This window comes from Roseovarius sp. 217, from assembly GCF_000152845.1.
GTDB lineage: Bacteria > Pseudomonadota > Alphaproteobacteria > Rhodobacterales > Rhodobacteraceae > Roseovarius.
Genome location: NZ_CH902584.1, coordinates 2498055 through 2518018, shown reverse-complemented (window position 1 = coordinate 2518018; position 19964 = coordinate 2498055). Strand labels below are relative to the sequence as shown.

The following is a 19964-nucleotide window of genomic DNA, read 5'->3' as shown; positions in this document are numbered from 1 at the left end:
CCAGACCGCGTGCCGCTCCGCCCTCAGAGTGGCCAGAGGAGCGGGATCAAGGCGCTCGCTAAAAGCCCGACACTCAGGTTGAGCGGAATGCCCACCCGCAGGAAATCCGTGAATTTATAGCCGCCGGGGCCGTACACAAGCGTATTGGTCTGATAGCCGATCGGCGTGGCAAAACTGGCGCTCGCCGCCACCATCACCGCCACCACGAGGGGGCGCGCATCGACCCCCATGGCATCCGCCAGCCCGATGGCAATCGGCGTGACCACCACCGCCACGGCATTGTTGCTGATGAGTTCCGTCAGAAACGAGGTCATGAGATACATCGCCCAGACCACAAAGAACCCCGGCAGCACCGACAACGTGGGCGCAATCCCCCCAACCAGCAATTCCACCGCACCCGAGGCTTGCAAGGCTGCGCCAATCGCCAGCATGGCAAAGATCAGCGCCAATAATTGACCGTCGATAAAGGAAAACGCCTCGTCGGCATCAATGCAGCGCGCCAAGAGCACGAGCGCCACCGCGATCACCGCAAGCGCCAGAATGGGCGCGACGCCCAGCGCAGCCAGCACCACGATTCCCCCCAGCGCCAGCACTGCCAGCGGCGCGTGACCACGCCGGAACGCCCGCGCCGACGGGTGCGAGACATCGACCATCTCCATCTCGCGCGAGAGGCGCTGAATATCCTCAGGCGCGCCCTCCAGCAGCAGCGTATCGCCCACCCGCACCACCAGTTCATCCAGTTGCCGCCCGATGTTCTGATTGCGGCGATGCACCGCCAGCGGATAGACACCAAAGCGTCGCCGTAACCGCAACGCGCCCAAGGACCGCCCGACCATCTTGCAGCCCGGCGTGATCAGCACCTCGACCGTCGTCGTTTCGACCGCCGAGACCTGATCGACCCGCTTCAGGCTCTTGTTGCGTTGCAGGCTCAAAAGCTCGGTCATCTGCGTGCGCAGCACCACCCGGTCGCCCACCTGCAAAGTCACCCCCACCAGATTGCGACGCAGCGATTGATCGCCCCGAATCACGTCAATGAGCCGCACACCATCGCGCTTAAAGAGCTGCACCCCGGTGACTTCACGGCCAATCAGATTGCTTTCGGGCGGGATCACCGCTTCGGTAAAAAATTTCATCTTGGAGCGGTCCGACAAGAGATCGGCCATGCTGTCACGCGCAGGCAAGAGAAACGGACCGAAAAAGCGCAGATAGATCGCCCCCCAGAGCACCAGCACGATACCGAGCGGCGTCACCTCAAAGATCGTGAAGGGGGCCATGCCCGCCGCACGGGCCACACCATCGACCAAGAGGTTGGTCGATGTGCCGATCAGCGTCGTGGTGCCCCCAAGGATCGCGGCATAGCTCAGCGGAATCAGCAACTTGGAAGCAGGCATCTTGAGACTACGCGCCAATTGGACAAAGACCGGGATCATCACCACAACTACCGGCGTGTTGTTCATAAAGGCCGAGCCGACGACAACCGCCAGCAAAAGCATCCCGATGGCCAGACGAGGGCTATCCTTGGCCTGCCGTTCTGCCAGCGACGTAAAGGCATCCAGCGCGCCAGTGCGCACCAACGCCCCCATGACGATGAACATCGCTGCAATCGTCCAGGGCGCAGGGTTTGAGAAGACATCAAGCGCCGTGCCATAGGGCAGGACACCCAGCGCCAAAAGCACCGCCACCCCAGCGATGGCCACAACTTCGGTTGGATAGACCTCGCGGACAAAGAGCACGAACATCGCCAGTACGACGACCAGCGTCAAAACCGCCTGTCCGGTCTGGGAGACGCCTAAAATCTCAATCACTTACTATGCCCTCTTCTGGTCCCGCACCAGTTTCCACGATCCCGAATGACGCGGCAAGCGTGATCTGTCAGGCACGCGCAAGAGAGGAACAACAGGATCGGTCGCTGTGGTCGTTTGCCTGCATTTGTTGCGCATGCCGCCCGATCAGGGGCCCGCCTGTTCCAACCGCCCGCCTTGGCGCACCATTTCGATCCGCGTGGCATGCCCAGTGGCATCATCGGTTTCGATATAGACGCCCGACACCGTCACGGCCCCCAATGCGGGGGTAAAGCGCTCTTTGGTCATGCCGGTGACAAAGCGGCGCATCGGTTCGGCCTTGTCCATGCCGATCACGCTCAGGTAATCGCCGCACATACCCGCATCACCCTGAAACGCGGTGCCGCCGGGCAGGATCTGCGCATCCGCCGTGGGAATATGGGTGTGGGTGCCCACCACAAGGCTCGCGCGCCCATCGCAGAAATGGCCCATCGCCATTTTCTCGGATGTCGCCTCGCAATGCATGTCGACAATCGCGGCCTGCACGGCACCGCCCAAAGGGTGCATGCGCAGGATCGGATCAATCGCCGAAAACGGATCGTCATAGGCCCGACGCATAAAGACATTCCCCAACACCTGCGCCACCAGCACCTTGCGCCCGCGCCCGTCGGTGAAAACGCGGTGTCCCCGCCCCGGTGCCGCTTTGGCATAGTTGAGCGGGCGGATGATCCCGCCTTCACGCTCTGCCGCCTGCATCATGTCCTTTTGGTCAAACGCATGATCGCCCAGCGTCACGCAATCCGCGCCCGCCGCGAAAATATCCTTGGCATGCGCCGCCGTCAGCCCCATGCCGCCCGAGGCATTCTCACCATTGACGACCACGAAATCGAGTTTCCACGCTGCGCGCAGCTTGGGCAGTCGATCCGCCACCGCTGCACGCCCCGCGCGCCCCATTACATCACCGAGAAACAGTATTTTCATGGAAATCGGTGTTAGGCCGCTGCCACGCCAAGGGCAAGAGCCAATGCGCGGCCTCACCTGCCGCGATAGGTCGCACAGCCAAACGGCGAGAGCAACAGCGGCACATGGTAATGCGACGCCTCGGTCACCCGGACAGGCGATCACCCTGCATCGCGGCACTTGGCACGGAGTGCTGACGCCGCTCTCTGACCCCGGTCTCTTTGCCGTTCTGGATCGGATCGGACCGGGCGCCAATCTCGAAGAATACTGGTTCGACGCGCCCTATACCGTGACCGCGTGATCAGCCGCCGCATATCTCCTGCAGGCGCAACCAATCGGCATCGCTGAGCAGAGGCGGCGGTGGCGCGGTGCCGGCATAGGGGTCCGCCTCGATCAATTCGACTGTGGACTCCCCTGTGATATCAACCGCATAGGCATAGGGCCGTGCGCGCACTTGCCAGTGGGCGAACCCCGCCAGCATCGCCTCTGCGGCGACCGGCTCGGGCGGTTCGGTCATCAACCGCTCGGCATGCGCGCGCAACAGATCATCGGGCAACACGCCCGTCGCCAAGAGCCGCAGCGACGCCGACAGTCCGCCCTCCTCAAGGATCTTTGCCAGTGGATCATGCGCCTCGGCGCGCAGATGGGCGGCGATGATATGGCCCGCGACCACATCCGGCTCAGTATGGTCCTCAACCAGATTGGCATTGATCAGGACCACACCCCCCGGCACCCGCAACGCCCCCTCGATGCCGCCGCGCACCATCAAGAACCGCGCCTCACCGCGTCGGGGCGGCAACCGCCGCGCCAGTTGCGCCAAGGCGGCCTCCCCACCCGGACCATCGCAGACCGGGCCCGTCACCCGTTGCAGATGCCCCAGCAGCGCCTGACCGATTTCAACCCGCTTGACCATCGGCACCACGCCCAACGCATGGTCCCGCGCCGCACCGGGCAACCAAAACAGCACGAGCGCCGCCACCGCCGCAAGGCTCGTCAGCACGCCGACAAACCGCAACCGTCCCGGCCGTGGCCGCTGACGCTCCACGACGCCGCGCAGCTTTTCGATGGCCGCGATCATCTCGTCTTCATTCTCGGCCAGTTCCAGTGTCTCACCGGGGTCGCCATCGGGATGATAAATCGCGGGCCGATGCCCCGGATTGGCGCGCGCAACCGCCGCAATCGACCAATGTGCCTGCACCCGGTCGCGCATATCGGTGATGGTCAGCGTCGCCTCGCCGACTGACACGACCACATCGACCCGCTGCGCTGTCGGCTCTGCCCGCCAAAGGCCCGCCGCCTCAAGCCGCTGATATTTGGTCAGTGCCGTCTTTTTCATGGTCCGGGGGCTGCCTGCCTCTATTTTCGGCACGCTAGCACGTCGGGGCCAAGGCGGGCAATCGCAAGAGTGCGGCGTCAATACTCCTGATTGAGCGCGTCAGCAGCGGGAATTTCCCGTTCCCTCCGGGCGATATACTCCAACAGCGCCTCATTCACACCGGGATCAAGCCGCGGCTCCACATAGCCCTCCAACATCCGCCGCGCATGGATCAGCGCCCGCTCTGTCGTGTCCTTGGACCCATCCGCCACCCATTGCTCGATCGAGTTGTTGTCAAAGAGGTCCGGCATGAAAAACGCCGTCTGGAAATTCTCTTGCGTGTGCGGATGTCCCAGATAATGCCCCCCTGGCCCGACATCGGGGATTGCCGCCAGCGCCTCGTCGAAATCGGCCCATTGCGGCCCCTCGGCCATGCGATACGCCATGGCGCATTGTTCGGCATCGACCACGAATTTCGCCACCGAACAATGCATCCCCGCCTCATTCCAGCCCGCCGAATGCCAGATGTAATTCGCCCCGGCATGGATCACCGCCGAAAGCGTGGTGGCCGATTCATAACCTGCCTGCGCGTCCAGCGTTTTGGCCCCGCCCAACGTGTTCGACGTGCGCCACGGCACGCCGTAGAACCGCGCCATCTGACCGATCATGAAATTCATCAGACTGATCTCTGGCGTCCCCGCCATCGGCGCGCCGGATTTCATCGACACCGTGGACAGGTAATGCCCATAGATCGCGGGACAGCCCCGGCGGATGATCTGCGTATAGGCCAAGGCGCTCAGCGCCTCGGCATTGAGCTGCGCGACGGTAGCCGGCACGCTCGCGGGCGTATTCGCCCCGCCAAGGACAAAGGGCGAGCAGAGCACCGGCTGGTTGCGGCGGCAAAAAGCCCGCATCGCCCCCAACATGGTTTCGTCCCACACCAGCGGCGAATTGCCGTTGCAATTGCCCGTCGTCACCGGGTTCTGTTCCATGAACTCCGCCCCAAACAGGATGGCGCACATCTCCATCACATCTTCGGCGTTCTTGGGGCTGGTGGTCATGCCCATAAAGGTCTTGTCCGAGTATTTCATCGACGAATAGGTGATGCGCAAATGCCGCTGGCTGATCGGGTGATCATAGGGCTCCACGATATGATGCGCGCTCGAATGCAGCGCGGGCATCATATGGCTCAGCTTGTGAAACATCGCCAGATCCGCCAGCATCGGGTTGCGGCGCACATCGTCAAGATCACGCAAGTAGGGCGCCCCCGTCATCGGCACAAAGATCGAATGCGGCCCCCCAAGGCGCACGTTCTTGCCCGGATCCCGCGCATGATAGGTGAAATCCGACGGGATCGTGGCAATCAGGTCGCGGATCAGGCCGCGGTCGGGATAGACCATCTCGCCCACCACCTTGGCCCCAACCCTGCGCCAATCCTCCAGCGCGATGGGATCGCGGAACTGCACCCCGACGTTCTCGAGAATATCCATCGAAGCGGCGTCGATCCGTTCAACCTGCGATCCGTCCATCACCTCACAGACGGGGATAGTCCGGGTCAGGCCGGGCAGCATCTCGACCTTGGGGGCGCTGCGAATGGCGCGCCGGGCACTGCGTCCACCGATGCGCATACGGGGGGCTGTTTCTAGGGTCATCTGCGATCTCCTTTGAGAGAGATCGTCGGTCATCCACAGCCGCGCGGCCTGCAGTTTTGCGAAACCCTTTTGCAGAAAGCGACATCCGCCGTCAGATTGCCGTGCAGAGCTTGACCCCCGGCGCATGATAGAGTTGCAGCAATCCGATGACTTGCGCCTGCCTCCAACTTTGGCGCGTGACCAAAAGTGCCGCCCCTCCCACCGGCATCTGCAACGCATCGGCGACCGCCTTTGGGGCATCTATCGCCTCAATCTCGATCGTGGCCCGCGTCAAAGGGGCATTATGCAATAGCCATTCATCGACCGGGGTCCGTTCCAAGACCTCCGCCTCCAGCCCCGGCATCGCCGCTGGCACAAGCCAGCGATGCTCCAACTGGTGCGGCACGCCATCGGCAAGATAGAGCGCCGCGACGAACATAACCGCACCCGCTGGGCCCAATCCCAAACGCGCACTTACCACGCTCGGCGGCATCCCGATGTGACACGTCAACAACCGGTAGCTTGCGACTTTACCACTCTTGCGGATCGCATCGGCGATGATCGGCACCTCCAACGGGGCCTTGCGCACCGGATTGGCGGAAACGGTCGTTCCCCCCTTGCGTCGCCGCTCCAGAAATCCCGCCGTCGCCAGATCGCGCAGCGCCCGCCCCACAGTGGAACGGGTGCAACCATACTGCGCCGCCAGTTCCACCTCGCGCGGGATGCTGTCGCCGGGCTTCCAGACGCCCGTCTGAATCCGCGCCAAAAGATCGCGGCGAATATCCGTCCATTCCAGCCGGGAACCAGGTCCGCTCACATCAGCGCCTGCAATTGCTGCTGGACAGCGCGGAACCGTGCAACAATCGCGTCGCGGTTGACATGCGCCCCCTCTCGGACAACATGCCGTCCCGCCGCCCAGACCTCGCGGATGGCGCGGTGATCGCCGGCAAAAATCAGCGTATCAAGCGTCATATCGCCCACGCGCCCCGCCAGATCGGGCTGCTGCCCATCCAGCGCCACCAAATCCGCCCAAAGCCCCGGCGCAATCGCACCGCTTGCGCGCCCGGCCGCCTGCGCGCCCCCGGTCGCGGCCCCCTCCCACAGCACACGACCCGTCGACTGTGCCTGTGTGGCCAGAACCGCGCGCCCACGGTCGCGCAGACGCTGCGAATACTCAAACCCCCGCAATTCCTCGACCAGCGAAATGCGGATATTGGAATCGCTTCCCACACCGAATCCTCCGCCCTGCGCCAGATACCGCGCCCCGTCGAAAATCCCATCGCCCAGACTGGCCTCGGTGATCGGGCAGAGACCCGCCACAGCCCCGGTCTGCGCTAATCCCGTCGTTTCCTCCGGGGTCATCTGCGTGCAATGGATCAGACACCACCGCTCGGACACCGGCGCGTTTTCCAAAAGCCACGTCACCGGGCGTGCGCCCAGCGCCGCCTCAACCTCGACCACCTCTTCGTCCTGCTCGGCCAGATGCATATGGATCACCCGGTCGCCCGCCAATTCTGCGCAAAACGCCAGATCCTCGGGCTGCACCGCGCGCAGGGAATGGGGCGCAACGCCAATACCGCTATCGGCGCTGAGGCCCGCCACCGCCTTGGCCGAGGCGTCAAAGAGCGCGGCGAATCGGTCCGGATCATTGCCGAACCGCCGCTGTCCCGGCGCCAGCGCGCGCCGGTCAAGCCCGCCATAGCGATAGAGCACCGGCAACAGCGTGAGACCGATGCCGGTCTCTTCCGCCGCCGCACAATGCCCCTGCGCCATTTCCGCCAGATCGTCATAGGGCGTGCCATCCGGCTGATGGTGCAGGTAATGAAACTCTGCAATGGCGGCATATCCCGCCTCGAGCATTTCCATCTGCACCATCGCGGCAATCGCGCGCGCATGCTCGGGTGTCAGGTGCTCCAGAAACCGGAACATCAACCGCCGCCACGTCCAGAACGTGTCGCGCGGATCAGGCCCGCGCGCCTCTGTCATCCCCGCCATGGCGCGTTGAAACGCATGCGAATGCAGATTGACCGGTGCAGGCAAGAGCGTATCCACCCGCTGCCCCTGCGGCGCGGCATCGGGTGTGACAGAGGCGATCCGCCCCTCCGCATCCAGCCTGAGACATACGTTCTTCGCCCATCCGTCGGGCAAGAGCGCCTGCCGCGCCCAAATGATCCGCTCCATCGCTATCTTCGCCTTGACTCTGTTAATATGCTTAATCATATTTTTGGCACGGGTCGCTCAAAAAGGAAAGAACCAAGTGCAGGACAGCGTCACAAGCACAGCAGAGACCAGCGTTGTCTCGGTCCGTTCGGGCGACAGCCCGCTCGTGCTGGCGATTCCGCATGCGGGCACCGACCTGCCCCCAGAAATTTCGGCGCAGCTCAACGAGACCGGGCGCGGCCTCAGCGATACGGATTGGCATATCGACCGGCTCTACGCCGACCTCGTGCCGGGGGCGAGCGTGGTCTCGGCCCGCTTTCATCGCTATGTGATCGACGCCAACCGCGACCCCTCGGGTGCCAGCCTCTATCCCGGTCAGAACACCACAACGCTGGTGCCGCTCACGGATTTCGACGGCACGCCCCTCTGGACCACGCCCCCGACCGAGGCCGACACCGCCCAGCGCCTCGCGCAGTTTCACGCGCCCTATCACGCCGCCCTCAGCGCCGAGATTGCGCGTATCCATGCGCTATATGGATTTGTCTTTATCTATGATTGCCACTCGATAAGATCGGAAATTCCCTTTCTTTTCGACGGACGCTTGCCGGATTTCAACATCGGCACCAATAACGGGACAACCTGCGCACCGGCCCTCGCCGCTCTGGCAGAGCGCCACTGCACCGCCGCCTCCGGCTACACGACCATCACCAACGGACGATTCCGCGGCGGCTGGACCACGCGGCATTATGGCCGCCCCGAGGCTGGATTTCACGCCATCCAGATGGAACTGGCGCAAGCCACCTACATGCACGAAGCGCCCCCTTGGGACTATGTCCCGGACCGCGCCGCGCGGCTGCGCGCCGTGCTGGGACCGATGCTGCGCGATATCGCAGCGCTCGATCTCACCGATACGACCCTCACGACCGATTAACCAACAAGGAGCGATCCGAATGAAACTCACCAAATCCCTCTGCGCCCTCGCGCTGTCGGCTGTGGCCCTCGCAGGCCCCACCACGGCACAGGACCGCGTCTTTGTCGGCATCGCCACAGGCGGCACCGGCGGCACCTATTATCCGCTGGGCGGCATGCTGGCACAGCTGATCTCGAACACCGCCGAACTCGAAGGCCGCCGCATCTCGGCCACCGCCGAAACCGGCAATGCCTCGGTCGCCAACGCGGGTCTCTTGGCCAAATCCGAGATCGAGACCGCCTTTGTCGCCGCCGACATCCTCGACGCCGCCTACAAGGGCACCAACCAGTTCGAAGGCAATGGCGCCGACAATCTGCGCGCCCTCGGCTCGCTCTATCCCGAAACCGTGCAGCTTGTGGCTCGCAAAGAGGCCAATATCGCCAGCTTTGCCGATCTGGCGGGCAAATCCGTGTCCTCCGGCTCACCCGGCTCTGGCCAGTGGCAGCTCTTGGGCGATCTGCTCGCCGCGCATGACATGACGCGCGAGTCGGTGTCCGAGGATTTCTCGTCCTTTGCCCAGTCGGCGGACAAGATCAAGGACGGTAATCTCGACGCCTCGCTGATCACCGCAGGCACGCCCACCTCGTCGATCACCGAACTGGCCAACGGCCATGACATCACCGTCGTGCCGCTGACCGGCCCGTCGATTGCCAAACTGCAAGAGGTGCAACCCTATTACGCCAGCGCGATCCTGCCCGCGGGCTCGTATCGCGGCATTGACGCGGATGTCGAAACCCTCGCCGTGCGCGCGATCTGGGCCACACATGCCGATCTCGACGAGGATATCGCCTATGCGATGGTCAAGGCGCTCTATGAGAACACCGAGACACTGGCGCAGGTGCATGTGATGGGCGGGCAAATCTCGCTGGAGACGGCACTGGAATCGATCTCGATCCCGCTGCATCCGGGTGCAGAGCGTTACTACCGCGAACAAGGCCTGATCAAGTGACACGGACCGGCTGGCGCGGACTGACCGCGCTGGCAGCGGTCATATTATGTGCGGGGGGCTCGCAAGCCCCCCGCGCCTGTTCCAACGGAATGCTCGCGGTGGTCGGGGTGCGCGATGGCCAAACCCGGATCGACCTGCCCGCGCAGGCCTTTACCCTGAAATGGCGGCATTCCGTCAGCCTGACCCCGGTCGAGGCGGATTATATCATAACTCCGGATGGCGGGATCGTGCAGACCGAGGAACGCTTTATCGCGCATGGCCCCGGCATGGCCTATGACGGCAAAGGCTGGGTTCAGCGGGACGGGGCCATGGTCCTGCCGCTGGACCGCCCGGTGCCCCGGCTGATCCTGCGCTCCGCGCCCGAACACGAAAACCGCCTGATTGTGGGCGACCAAATGATTGACCTGACCCGGTGGCCCGCCACCCCGCTCGAAATCCTGTCGCCCGACTGCAAGGAAGACTGACCATGACACACCCCGCACCCGACACCGGCCTCTCCAAAGCAGAGATGGAGGCGCTGGTTCGCAAATATGACAACGAGACCAATTTTCGCAATCTCGGCGGGATCACCGGACAGGTGGTGGCGCTCGCCTGCATCGTGCTCAGCCTGTTCCATATCTACACCTCGGGCTTTGGCCTTCTGAACGAGGTGATGCACCGCTCGGTGCACATGAGCTTTATCATGCCCCTGGTGTTCCTGCTCTTCCCGCGCATGCGCCCCGAGCGGCCGCTGCGCGCCTGGGGCTTTGGGCTGGCCTTTGCGGCGTTCTACGTCTTTCTCGGACTGCAACTCGCCAATGCGCTGTCAGACCAGATTCCGGGTGCCGCCCGCTGGGGTCTGATCGGTCTCAGCCTCTTGCTTGGCCTCACAGCCCTGCCCATCGACGGGCTGGGCGGACATGGCGACCGGCCTTCCATCGTGGACTGGCCGCTCGCCATCATCGGCTGCGCCTCCTCGCTCTATCTGATCGTCTTTTTCGACACGATCTTCATTCAGAATGTCGGCTTTCCACAGCCGCTCGATTACATCCTCGGGTTGTTCGCCATCATCATCGTGCTCGAGGCCGCGCGCCGCACCATGGGCGAAGTGCTGCCCGTGATCGGCACGCTGGCGCTGCTCTATGCGGTATTTGGCCCCTACCTGCCGGGGGATCTGGCGCATCGCGGCTACAACATCATCCGTCTGGTCAACCACCTCTATCTCGGCACCGAAGGCATCTACGGCATCGCCATCGGCGTGGTTGCGACCTTTGTCTTTCACTTCGTGCTCTTCGGCGTTCTGGCGCAGAAATCGGGGCTGGGGCAGCTTTTCATCGACCTCGCTTCGATCGTCGCCGGGCGCTATTCCGGCGGGCCAGCCAAGGTGGCGGTGGTGTCCTCGGGCTTTTTCGGCATGATCTCCGGCTCGCCCATCGCCAATACCGTGACCACCGGGGCCTTCACTATCCCGATGATGAAATCCAAGGGTTTCTCGGCCCAGTTCGCCGCCGCAACAGAGGCCTCGGCCAGTTGCGGCGGACAGGTGACGCCGCCGATCATGGGGGCTGCGGCTTTCGTGATGACGGAAATGCTGGGCGTGCCCTATAACGAACTGATCTTGATTGCCATAATCCCGGCCTGTTTCCACTACCTCTCGACCCTCTTCATGGTGCATCTCGAGGCCAAGCGCCTCAATCTCGAAGGGATTGAGCCGGACAAACTGCCGCAATTTCTCGATGTGCTGGTGCGATCCTGGCACCTTTTCATCCCGCTGGTGACGATGGTCACGCTCCTGTTGATGAAATTCACCCCCTTCCTCGCGGCCTTCTGGGGCATCATCCTGACCATCGGCTGCTCCTTCATCCCACTGATCCTGCAAACCGTGGGCTTGGGGAAACGCATGGATGCCAGCAGCGCGCTTACCCCGCGCAAGCTCAAGGACTCGCTCGAAAGCGGGGCCCAGCAGTCCATCGCCATCACAGCGGCCTGCGCCTGCGTCGGCTTCATTCTCGGCGTGACGACCCTCACCGGCATGGGATTCAAATTCTCGGGCGCTGTGCTTGATGCGGCGGCATGGATGGGCACGGCCGTGGCGCTGCTCGATCCGTTGGGTTTCATGTCCGAGAGCGGCACAACCCTGTTTTTCGCCCTGATCTTTGTGGCGATTGCCTGTATCATCATGGGCGCGGGGATCCCCACCACACCCACCTATATCATCCTCGCGGCGATCGCAGCGCCAGCACTTCAGGAATTGGGCGTTCCGCTTCTGGCCACGCATTTCTTTGTCTTCTACTACGGCGTTCTGGCCGACATCACGCCACCTGTGGCATTGGCGGCCTATGCGGGGGCGGGCATCGCCGGGTCGGACCCGATGCGAACAGGCATGACCGCGTTCCGCCTCTCTATGGGCAAGGCGCTGGTGCCAATGATGTTCATCTATGCGCCCTCGCTGCTCTTCATCGACTTCACATGGTGGGATTTCTCCCTCGCGCTGTCTTCTGGCGTGCTCTCGATCATCGCACTCTCCGTAGCCTATATCGGGTTCTTCAAAACCAGCATCGCCCGCTGGCAGAAATGGGTGCTGAGCATTGCCGGGCTGATGCTGGTGGCGCATGACGTGACCGTGATCGCCATTGGCTCGACGATCGTTCTGGGCATCCTCTGGAGCAACGCACAAAAGGCACGACATCTGGCCACCGCCTGACGCGCGCCCCTGAAACCGATCCGCAGCACGGTCTTGCCTTGGCGGATCGGTTTGCATAGCCTCATCGCAGGCATCCCACGCGAATGCCGGATCAAAAGCGGGGCACTCGCAGAATTGCGCCCTGCCAACACAGGGAGATAGTCATGCAACACCTTGCCAGAGGGGCGCGCAGCCTCTTCGTCGGGGCTGCTCTCGTGGTCGGATTGGCCACGGGCAGCGTCGCGCAGGATCTCAAGTTCTTTACCATCGGCACCGGCGGCACCGCCTATACCTATTACCCGGTGGGCGGTGTCATCGCCAATGCCATCTCCAAACCCCCCGGATCGCGCCCCTGCGAAGAGGGCGGAAGCTGCGGCGTCGAGGGCCTGATCGCCTCTGCCGTGTCGTCGCGTGGATCGGTGGACAACGTCAACGCAATCATGTCTGGCCTGCGCAACTCCGGCTTTGCCCAGTCGGACGTGGCCTATTGGGCCTATACCGGCACCGGCACGATGGAGAGCCAGCCCCCCGCCGAGAAACTGCGCACCATCGCGGCGCTCTTTGACGAGCATATCCACCTTGTCGCCCTCGCCGACAGCGGCATCGAAAGCGTCAAGGATCTGGCGGGCAAGCGCGTCTCGCTCGACGAACCGGGCTCTGGCACCTATGTCGATGCCGGTCTCATCCTCGAGGCCAATGGCCTCTCGGTCGATGACGTGACCGCCGAGGCGCTCAAGGGCGATGCCGCCTCCGAGGCCCTGCGCAACGGCAAGATCGACGCCTTCTTTGTCGTCGCAGGCTATCCGGCAGGCTCCCTTGTGGAACTGGCCTCTGCGGCTGACATCAAGCTCGTGCCCATCGCAGGCGACGGCGCGGCGGAACTGACCGGCAAATACAACTTCTTCTCGCAAAGCGCGATCCCCGAAGGTGTCTACGAAGGGATCGGGGCCACCGACACCGTCTCGGTCGGCGCCCAGTGGTTCACCTCTGCCGATGAAGACCCGGATCTGATCTATGAAATCACCAAGGCGCTCTGGAATGAAAACTCGCGCATCCTGCTCGACGTCGGCCATGCCAAGGGCACGACGATCACCCTCGACTCCGCAATCAGCGGCGTGGGCGTGCCGTTGCACGACGGGGCCGAACGCTTTTACAAAGAGGCCGGACTGATCAAGTGACCCGTCCCGCCTGACATACAATCCCGGTCGCCGCATCTCGGTGGCCGGGCTTTTTGCTTTCCAGAGCAGGACAGACCCCATGGCCGATCCCGAACTCACCGCCGAAGAGCTGCACGAGATCGAACGCAAATACGATCCCGAACTGGCGTTTCGCCCCACCGGACGTAGCATCGCCATTCTGGTCTCGATCTGCCTTGTGGCGATGTCGGCCTATCATTTCTACGCCTCCGGCTTTGGCCTTGTGCGCGAATTGCTGCACCGGGGGATTCACCTCTCCTTCGTGCTGGGCCTCGTGTTTCTGCTCTTTTCGTGGCGGCGTAGCACCAGCACCAACCTGCCCCCGGCCACCTGGTATCGGCTGTCGGGCGTGCCGATCCTCGATCTGGTCTTTGCCAGTCTCGCGGTGGCTGCGGCGATGTATCTGCCACTGCTGCCGCCCGCAGCGGTCTCGGTCCGGGTTGGCAACCCCTCCGACCTCGACGTGCTGATGGGCTCAGCGCTCTTTCTGCTGACGCTCGAGGCCACACGCCGCTCGGTCGGGCCGACCCTGCCGATCATCGCGCTCATCTTCGTGGCCTTCGCCATTTTCGGCCCCTACGCCCCCGGCGCGCTCAAACATGGCGGGGCCAGTTGGGAAGGGTTGATCAATCACCTCTACATGACCAACCAAGGTATCTACGGCATCGCCATCGGCGTCATGGCGCAATATGTGTTCCTCTTCATCCTCTTTGGCGTGCTGGCCACGCGCATCGGCCTTGGCCAGCTTTTCATCGACCTCGCCATGGTCATCGCAGGGCGCTACGCGGGCGGCCCGGCCAAGGTGGCGATCTTTTCCTCGGCCTTCATGGGGACCATCTCGGGCTCCTCCATCGCCAACACCGTGACCACCGGCGCACTCACCATCCCGGCGATGAAGCGCGTGGGCTATCCAGCCCATTTTGCAGGCGCAGTCGAGGCGACCGCGTCAACGGGCGGCCAGATCACCCCACCGATCCTCGGGGCTGCGGCCTTTATCATGGTGGAGTATCTGGAAATCCCGTTGCGCGACATTCTCGCGGCGGCGCTTTTCCCGGCCCTGCTGCATTATTTCGGCATCTTCATCATGGTGCATCTTGAGGCGCGCAAGCTGGGCCTGCGCGGGCTGCGCGCCGATGAACTGCCCAAGGCCGGGCTGGTGCTGCGCCAGCACTGGCTGTCGATCATCCCGCTTGGCATCCTTGTCTATCTCATCCTCAGCGGCAAGACGCCCGATTTCGCCGCGGTCTATGGCATCATCGCCTGCGTCGTGGTGGGCTTTCTCAACCCGGTCAATCGGCTGACGCTGCGCGATCTGTGGCAGGCACTGGCAGATGGCGCGCGCAACACGCTGGCAGTGGGGGCCGCCGCCGCCACGGTGGGCGTTGTCGTAGGCGTTGTCACCCTGACCGGCGTCGGCTTTCGTCTGGGCTATGTGGTCGTGCAGACCGCGACCGACATGGGCGCGATGCTCAGCGAAATCTGGCTCTTGAGTTACTTCACCCTGCAACAATGGGCGCTTTTCGTCTCGCTGATCCTGATCGCCGTCTCCTGTATCATCATGGGCGCGGGCATCCCCACGACCGCGACCTATATCATCCTCGTCGCCGTCGCAGCGCCCGCCTTGGCCCAATTGCAGGTCGAACCGATCGTCGCGCATTTCTTTGTCTTCTACTACGGCGTTCTGGCCGACATCACCCCACCTGTGGCGCTTGCGGCCTACGCGGCGGCGGGCATCGCCGGGGCCAACCCGTTCCGCACCGGCAACACCGCCTTTCGCCTCGGCATCGCCAAGGCGCTGGTGCCCTTCGTCTTTGTCTATTCCCCGGCTCTCCTGTTGGTGACAGACGGATTCACATGGTCCGCCTTTAGCATCACCCTTGCGGGCGCGATGCTGGGGATTGGCGGGCTGGGGGCGGCCTTTTCCGGCTATCTGCTCGCCCCGATGCGCGGATGGGAGCGGTGGGCGGTGGGGCTGACCTCGCTCCTCTTCATCGCGCCCGGGCTGATCACCATGGCGATCGGCCTCTTGCTCTGGTCACCCATCCTCTTCTTGCAATGGCGCAAGGCGCGCCTTGGCGGGGCCCTGCCTCGATGAAGACCCCGCAGAACCCCTATGATGTCGCCGGCTTTCACGCCGAGGCGATAGCCGCCGGGCGGCACCGCGACGTGGTGGGCGGTCGGTGGGACGAAACCGGGCGGGTCCAGATGACCCTGCTGCGCGATGCGGGCCTCTTGCCGCACCATCACTTGCTGGACATCGGCGCGGGATCATTGCGCCTTGGATGCAAGGCCGTGCCCTATCTCGATCCGGGGCATTACTGGGCCACCGATGCGTCGCGCGCGCTCTTGCTCGCGGGCCATGCCGCAGAACTGACCGACCCCGCGCGCCTCAGCCCCGATCACCTGATCGAGGACGCCCGCTTTGACTATCCCGGCGTGCCGGGGTGCATCACCCACGCCATCGCCTTCGCAGTCTTTCCGCATCTGCCCATGGCGCATCTGCGCCGCGCCCTCACCAACCTGCGCCGTTTTGACCGGCTCGAGGGGTTGTTCTTCACCGTCTTCCTCGCCCCCGACGCCGCACAGGCCGCCACCGCCTATCGCCAGCCCGACGGGGTCGTCACCCACGACATCCGCCCGCCCTATCATCTCTTGCCCGAGGATGTGGACCATATGGCCCATATGACTGGCTGGCGCGCGACACGCAGCCCCCTGCGCCTGCCGCGCGGTCAGGTGCTCTACACCGCCCAGCCGATCCGCTGACCCGCCACCCGCGCATTTTCTTGCGGCATAATAATTCTGCATCTGCTAAGGTGCCACAAACCCGTAAGAGGCAAGAATGAGTAGCAAGCCCGAGATGAACGACACGCTGCGCGAACATATCATCGCGCAACCCGATCTTATCCTTGAGGATCAGGATCTTATGCGCGCCTTGATCGCCGCCAACGAGCGGGCGATGGGCGGCAATATCGTCGACCTGCGCGGCATCGCGATGGACCGTCTTGAGGCGCGTCTGGACCGGCTCGAGGACACGCATCGCTCGGTGATCGCCGCCGCCTATGAGAACCTCGCCGGCACCAATCAGGTCCACCGCGCCATCCTGCGGATGCTCGATCCCATCGAGTTTGAAACCTTCCTGCGGGATCTCGGCGGCGAAGTGGCGCATATCCTGCGCGTTGACGCGGTGCGCCTTGTGCTCGAATCGGTGCAAAACGACAATGACCCTGCGGTCCGCCGCTTGGGCGATGTGCTCTCGGTCGCGGAATCCGGGTTCATCAAAACCTACCTCACCGGCAGCCGCAACGTGCCCACCCGCCAAGTCACCCTGCGCCAGATCGACGAGGGCGACATGCGCGTCTATGGCCGCGAGGCGCCCTATCTGCGCTCCGAGGCCTGCCTCCTGCTCGATTTCGGCGCAGACCGCCTGCCCGGCATGCTCGCCATGGGGGCCGAAGACCCACATCAGTTCAGCCCGCAACAGGGCACTGATCTCTTGGCCTTTTTCGCAGGAGTTTTCGAGCGCACCATGCGCCGCTGGCTGTCATGATCTCGCCCGCCGCCCGCGACGCCCTCTCGGCGTGGCTGGCCGCGCAAAAGGCGCTCAAGGGGGCCGCCGCCAATACGATTGACGCCTACGCCCGCGATGTCGGCGACTTCCTGCGTTTCATGACGCAGCATCACGGCGAAACCCAAGGCTTGGGCGCTCTGTCTCGCATCACCACCTCCGACATGCGCGCATGGATGGCCCATACCCGTGGCGGCGATGTCGGCCCCCGCTCGCTCGCGCGCAAACTCTCTGCGGTCAAGAGCTTCTACCGCTGGCTGTCCGAGCGCGAGGGGTTTGAACCCACCGCCGTCCTCTCGACCCGCTCGCCGAAGTTTCAGCGCAAACTGCCCCGCCCCCTCTCGCCCGAGGCCGCCTCCGAGATGATCGACACGCTGGAGGTGCAAAGCCTCACACCATGGATCGCCGCTCGGGATCAGGCGGTCGTGACCCTCCTCTATGGCTGCGGTCTGCGCATCTCCGAAGCGCTCGGCCTCACCGGGGCCGACCTGCCCATCGGCACCGTGCTGCGCATCCTCGGCAAAGGCGGCAAGGAACGGCTGGTGCCGGTGATCGAGCCTGCCCGCGCGGCGGTGACACAATATGCCCGCCTCTGCCCCTATGACATCCCGCGCAATGGCCCGCTTTTCCTAGGCGCGCGCGGCGGCGCACTCAGTCCGCGCCTGATCCAGAAGGTGATGGAACAGACCCGAGCCCAGCTTGGCTTGCCCGCCACCGCCACCCCCCATGCCATGCGCCACAGCTTTGCCACGCATCTGCTGAATGCCGGGGGCGATCTGCGCGCGATACAGGAACTTCTGGGCCATGCCTCGCTCTCGACCACCCAGGCCTACACGGGCGTCGACACCGCCCGCCTGATGGAGGTCTACGCCCGCACCCATCCACAGGGACGCGGCTAGGGTGAGGCGATGATGGCTGGCGGGGTTTGGCCTGTTGCTGTCGTTAGCCTCATTCTCCAATGCGCGGAATCAAGGCGCGGAGCGCCGCCGCGCAGCGCCCGTCTGCCGGGCGGGCGCTTTTGCAACGTCGTAATCCCTTGATAACGCCAAAGTATTGGGCAGGCATATAAGTGCCAGCCGGTGCCGTTACAGCGCCCACCCGGCAGACGGGCGCCGCGCGGCTCCTCACTTGGGGCCAAGGTCCGCAACCAGCCCCAAACCCGCCACGACAACTCAACTCCAACCCCGTCCCGCCTCACGCAATAGTTAAGTTCAATTACAGCGGAATCATGCGAGGCTCCGCGCGGATAACCCGCGTGTCTCGTGAATGAAATGGAGAATTTTAACTATGAAACGCCAGCTTTTCGCCGCAGCGACCCTTATGGCCAGCCTGACACTTGGTCAAACCGCCCATGCCGCCGACTGCCCGGTCGATGTCGAGGATCCTTTTGCCCTCGAGGCCGCCGCCATCGAAGAGATTTACGCCTGCATCAAGGATGACTTGGCCGCAGGCTATGCCAAAGAAGGCAACGCGGTGGCGGCTGCCTATCGCGGTTGGACCGTATCCTCGACCCGTCCCGCCGTTGCGGGGGCTCATGGCAACCGCCTGCTCTATACCTTCGCCAATGACATCGCGGCCGAGCAATATCTGAAATACGCAGACGAGGGCGTCACCATGCCCGTAGGCTCCGTGCTGGCCAAGGAAAGCATCACCATCAGCGCCAAGAAAAAGGCCGCCGTTCCCGGCCCGCTCTTCATCATGACCAAGGGCGAGGCCGGCAGCGTGCCCGAGACCAATGATTGGGTTTATGGCGGCCTTCAGCCGGACGGCAAGCCGATGAAATTCAAGCAGAGCTTCTGCCACGATTGCCACGTCGCATGGGAGGCGCAGGACATGTTGGCCTATCCGCTCGAAGAGGTACGGCTCGCAAACTGAGCAAGGCCTGGAAAAATGCGCCCGGTCCCCGCGTGGGGCCGGGCTTTTTCTTTGCAAATCCGCAATCTCTGCGTCATTAGAACCGCATGACACCTCAGATGCGCGCCCTTCTTGTTCACCTTTTCACAGCCACCGGCGCGGTGTTCGCGATGCTCGCTATGTTGGCGGCCATCGACCTGAAATGGGAACTGATGTTCCTCTGGTTGGTGGTAGCCTTTGCGGTGGACGGCATCGACGGTCCACTGGCGCGCAAATATGACGTTCAGCAAAATGCACCAGAGTTTGACGGTGTCTTGCTTGACCTCATCATCGACTATCTGACCTATGTCTTCATCCCAGCCTTCGCGCTTTTCAAATCGGGTCTCCTTCCAGGGTGGACCGGCTGGGTGGCGATCATCGTGATCACCTTTGCCAGTGCGATGTATTTCGCGGACACACGGATGAAGACCAAGGACAATTCCTTTTCCGGCTTCCCCGGTTGCTGGAACATGCTCGTGCTGGTGCTCTTCGCGCTGGAGCCGAATTTCTGGGTCATTCTGGCCCTCGTCGTGGTGCTGGCGGTGGCAATGTTCCTGCCGCTCAAATTCGTACATCCGGTGCGCACCGAACGCTGGCGCTGGCTGACCCTGCCGATGGCGCTGGCCTGGACGTTCTTCGCGGGCTGGGCGGCATGGGTGCATTTCGATCCGCAAAGCTGGGCGCATTGGGGACTTGTCGTCACCAGCGTCTACCTGCTCTTTGCCGGCATCGCGCAGCAAGTCTTTCCACGCAAAGGCGACCTTGACCGGGTTTGAGCGGTTGATGTTGGGCCTATTACTGAAATTGGCCCCACCTAGTGAGACGCGCGGTGCCCGTCCGCCGGGTGGGCGCTGCACGGCAGTCGGCTGTCACTTTATCTCG

General features: G+C 63.4%; 17 protein-coding genes and 1 pseudogene. 12 read left to right on the top strand and 6 right to left on the bottom strand.

Going from position 1 to position 19964, the window contains the following annotated elements:
• Nucleotides 1-23: 23 nt before the first annotated feature.
• Together ROS217_RS11990 and ROS217_RS11985 are read right to left on the bottom strand one after the other, a co-directional pair.
• A complete protein-coding gene (locus tag ROS217_RS11990; RefSeq protein ID WP_009818019.1) occupies nucleotides 24-1739 on the bottom strand; it encodes an SLC13 family permease in 1716 nt (571 codons plus the stop codon).
• 210 nt (nucleotides 1740-1949) lie between these two features.
• On the bottom strand, nucleotides 1950-2762 hold the full coding sequence (locus ROS217_RS11985; protein WP_040650563.1) for a TIGR00282 family metallophosphoesterase: 813 nt from the start codon (nucleotides 2760-2762) through the stop codon (nucleotides 1950-1952).
• Between the two features lie 115 nt (nucleotides 2763-2877).
• On the opposite strand from ROS217_RS11985, the pseudogene ROS217_RS24105 reads away from it, so the two are divergent.
• Nucleotides 2878-3042 (top strand): annotated as a pseudogene (locus ROS217_RS24105) (ureidoglycolate lyase); the annotation flags it as partial.
• Here ROS217_RS24105 and ROS217_RS11980 read toward each other — a convergent pair.
• From ROS217_RS11980 to ROS217_RS11965, 4 genes are all read right to left on the bottom strand, one after another.
• Nucleotides 3043-4077, bottom strand: coding sequence for a hypothetical protein (locus tag ROS217_RS11980; protein WP_009818016.1), 1035 nt, complete (start codon nucleotides 4075-4077; stop codon nucleotides 3043-3045).
• A 77-nt stretch (nucleotides 4078-4154) separates the two neighbouring features.
• The gene (locus ROS217_RS11975; RefSeq protein WP_040651401.1) at nucleotides 4155-5708 is read right to left on the bottom strand and encodes a trimethylamine methyltransferase family protein; all 1554 of its coding nucleotides are present in this window, start codon (nucleotides 5706-5708) and stop codon (nucleotides 4155-4157) included.
• Between the two features lie 91 nt (nucleotides 5709-5799).
• Nucleotides 5800-6504 carry a GntR family transcriptional regulator gene (locus ROS217_RS11970; RefSeq protein ID WP_009818014.1) on the bottom strand — a complete coding sequence of 235 codons (705 nt, stop codon included), beginning with the start codon at nucleotides 6502-6504 and terminating at the stop codon, nucleotides 5800-5802.
• Nucleotides 6501-7868 (bottom strand): formimidoylglutamate deiminase, encoded by a 1368-nt coding sequence (locus tag ROS217_RS11965; RefSeq protein ID WP_009818013.1) that lies wholly within the window; start codon nucleotides 7866-7868, stop codon nucleotides 6501-6503. Before ROS217_RS11965 ends, ROS217_RS11970 begins: the two co-directional genes overlap by 4 nt.
• Nucleotides 7869-7944: 76 nt before the next feature.
• Here ROS217_RS11965 and hutG point away from each other — a divergent pair, with 76 nt between their 5' ends.
• The 11 genes from hutG (at nucleotide 7945) to ROS217_RS11910 (ending at nucleotide 19858) form a co-directional block, all read left to right on the top strand.
• Entirely contained in the window at nucleotides 7945-8778 is an 834-nt protein-coding gene (gene hutG, locus ROS217_RS11960; protein ID WP_009818012.1) for an N-formylglutamate deformylase, read from the top strand.
• A 19-nt stretch (nucleotides 8779-8797) separates the two neighbouring features.
• On the top strand, nucleotides 8798-9766 hold the full coding sequence (locus ROS217_RS11955; protein WP_009818011.1) for a TAXI family TRAP transporter solute-binding subunit: 969 nt from the start codon (nucleotides 8798-8800) through the stop codon (nucleotides 9764-9766).
• Nucleotides 9763-10230 (top strand): DUF1850 domain-containing protein, encoded by a 468-nt coding sequence (locus tag ROS217_RS11950; protein WP_157046592.1) that lies wholly within the window; start codon nucleotides 9763-9765, stop codon nucleotides 10228-10230. The genes ROS217_RS11955 and ROS217_RS11950 overlap by 4 nt, the downstream gene beginning before the upstream one ends.
• Nucleotides 10231-10232: 2 nt before the next feature.
• Nucleotides 10233-12449: a TRAP transporter permease gene (locus ROS217_RS11945; protein WP_009818009.1), complete on the top strand. Its 2217-nt coding sequence runs from the start codon at nucleotides 10233-10235 to the stop codon at nucleotides 12447-12449.
• 143 nt (nucleotides 12450-12592) lie between these two features.
• A complete protein-coding gene (locus ROS217_RS11940; RefSeq protein WP_009818008.1) occupies nucleotides 12593-13606 on the top strand; it encodes a TAXI family TRAP transporter solute-binding subunit in 1014 nt (337 codons plus the stop codon).
• A 79-nt stretch (nucleotides 13607-13685) separates the two neighbouring features.
• Complete coding sequence (locus tag ROS217_RS11935) at nucleotides 13686-15719, top strand: TRAP transporter permease (protein WP_009818007.1); 2034 nt, start codon at nucleotides 13686-13688, stop codon at nucleotides 15717-15719.
• Nucleotides 15716-16387 (top strand): class I SAM-dependent methyltransferase, encoded by a 672-nt coding sequence (locus ROS217_RS11930; RefSeq protein WP_040651395.1) that lies wholly within the window; start codon nucleotides 15716-15718, stop codon nucleotides 16385-16387. The genes ROS217_RS11935 and ROS217_RS11930 overlap by 4 nt, the downstream gene beginning before the upstream one ends.
• Before the next feature lie 76 nt (nucleotides 16388-16463).
• Nucleotides 16464-17171 (top strand): DUF484 family protein, encoded by a 708-nt coding sequence (locus ROS217_RS11925; protein WP_009818005.1) that lies wholly within the window; start codon nucleotides 16464-16466, stop codon nucleotides 17169-17171.
• Nucleotides 17168-18088, top strand: a complete 921-nt coding sequence (locus tag ROS217_RS11920) for a tyrosine recombinase XerC (RefSeq protein ID WP_009818004.1) — start codon at nucleotides 17168-17170, stop codon at nucleotides 18086-18088. The genes ROS217_RS11925 and ROS217_RS11920 overlap by 4 nt, the downstream gene beginning before the upstream one ends.
• 388 nt (nucleotides 18089-18476) lie before the next feature.
• Entirely contained in the window at nucleotides 18477-19064 is a 588-nt protein-coding gene (locus tag ROS217_RS11915; protein ID WP_009818003.1) for a cytochrome P460 family protein, read from the top strand.
• An 86-nt stretch (nucleotides 19065-19150) separates the two neighbouring features.
• Nucleotides 19151-19858 carry a CDP-alcohol phosphatidyltransferase family protein gene (locus tag ROS217_RS11910; protein ID WP_040650562.1) on the top strand — a complete coding sequence of 236 codons (708 nt, stop codon included), beginning with the start codon at nucleotides 19151-19153 and terminating at the stop codon, nucleotides 19856-19858.
• Nucleotides 19859-19964 lie beyond the last annotated feature (106 nt).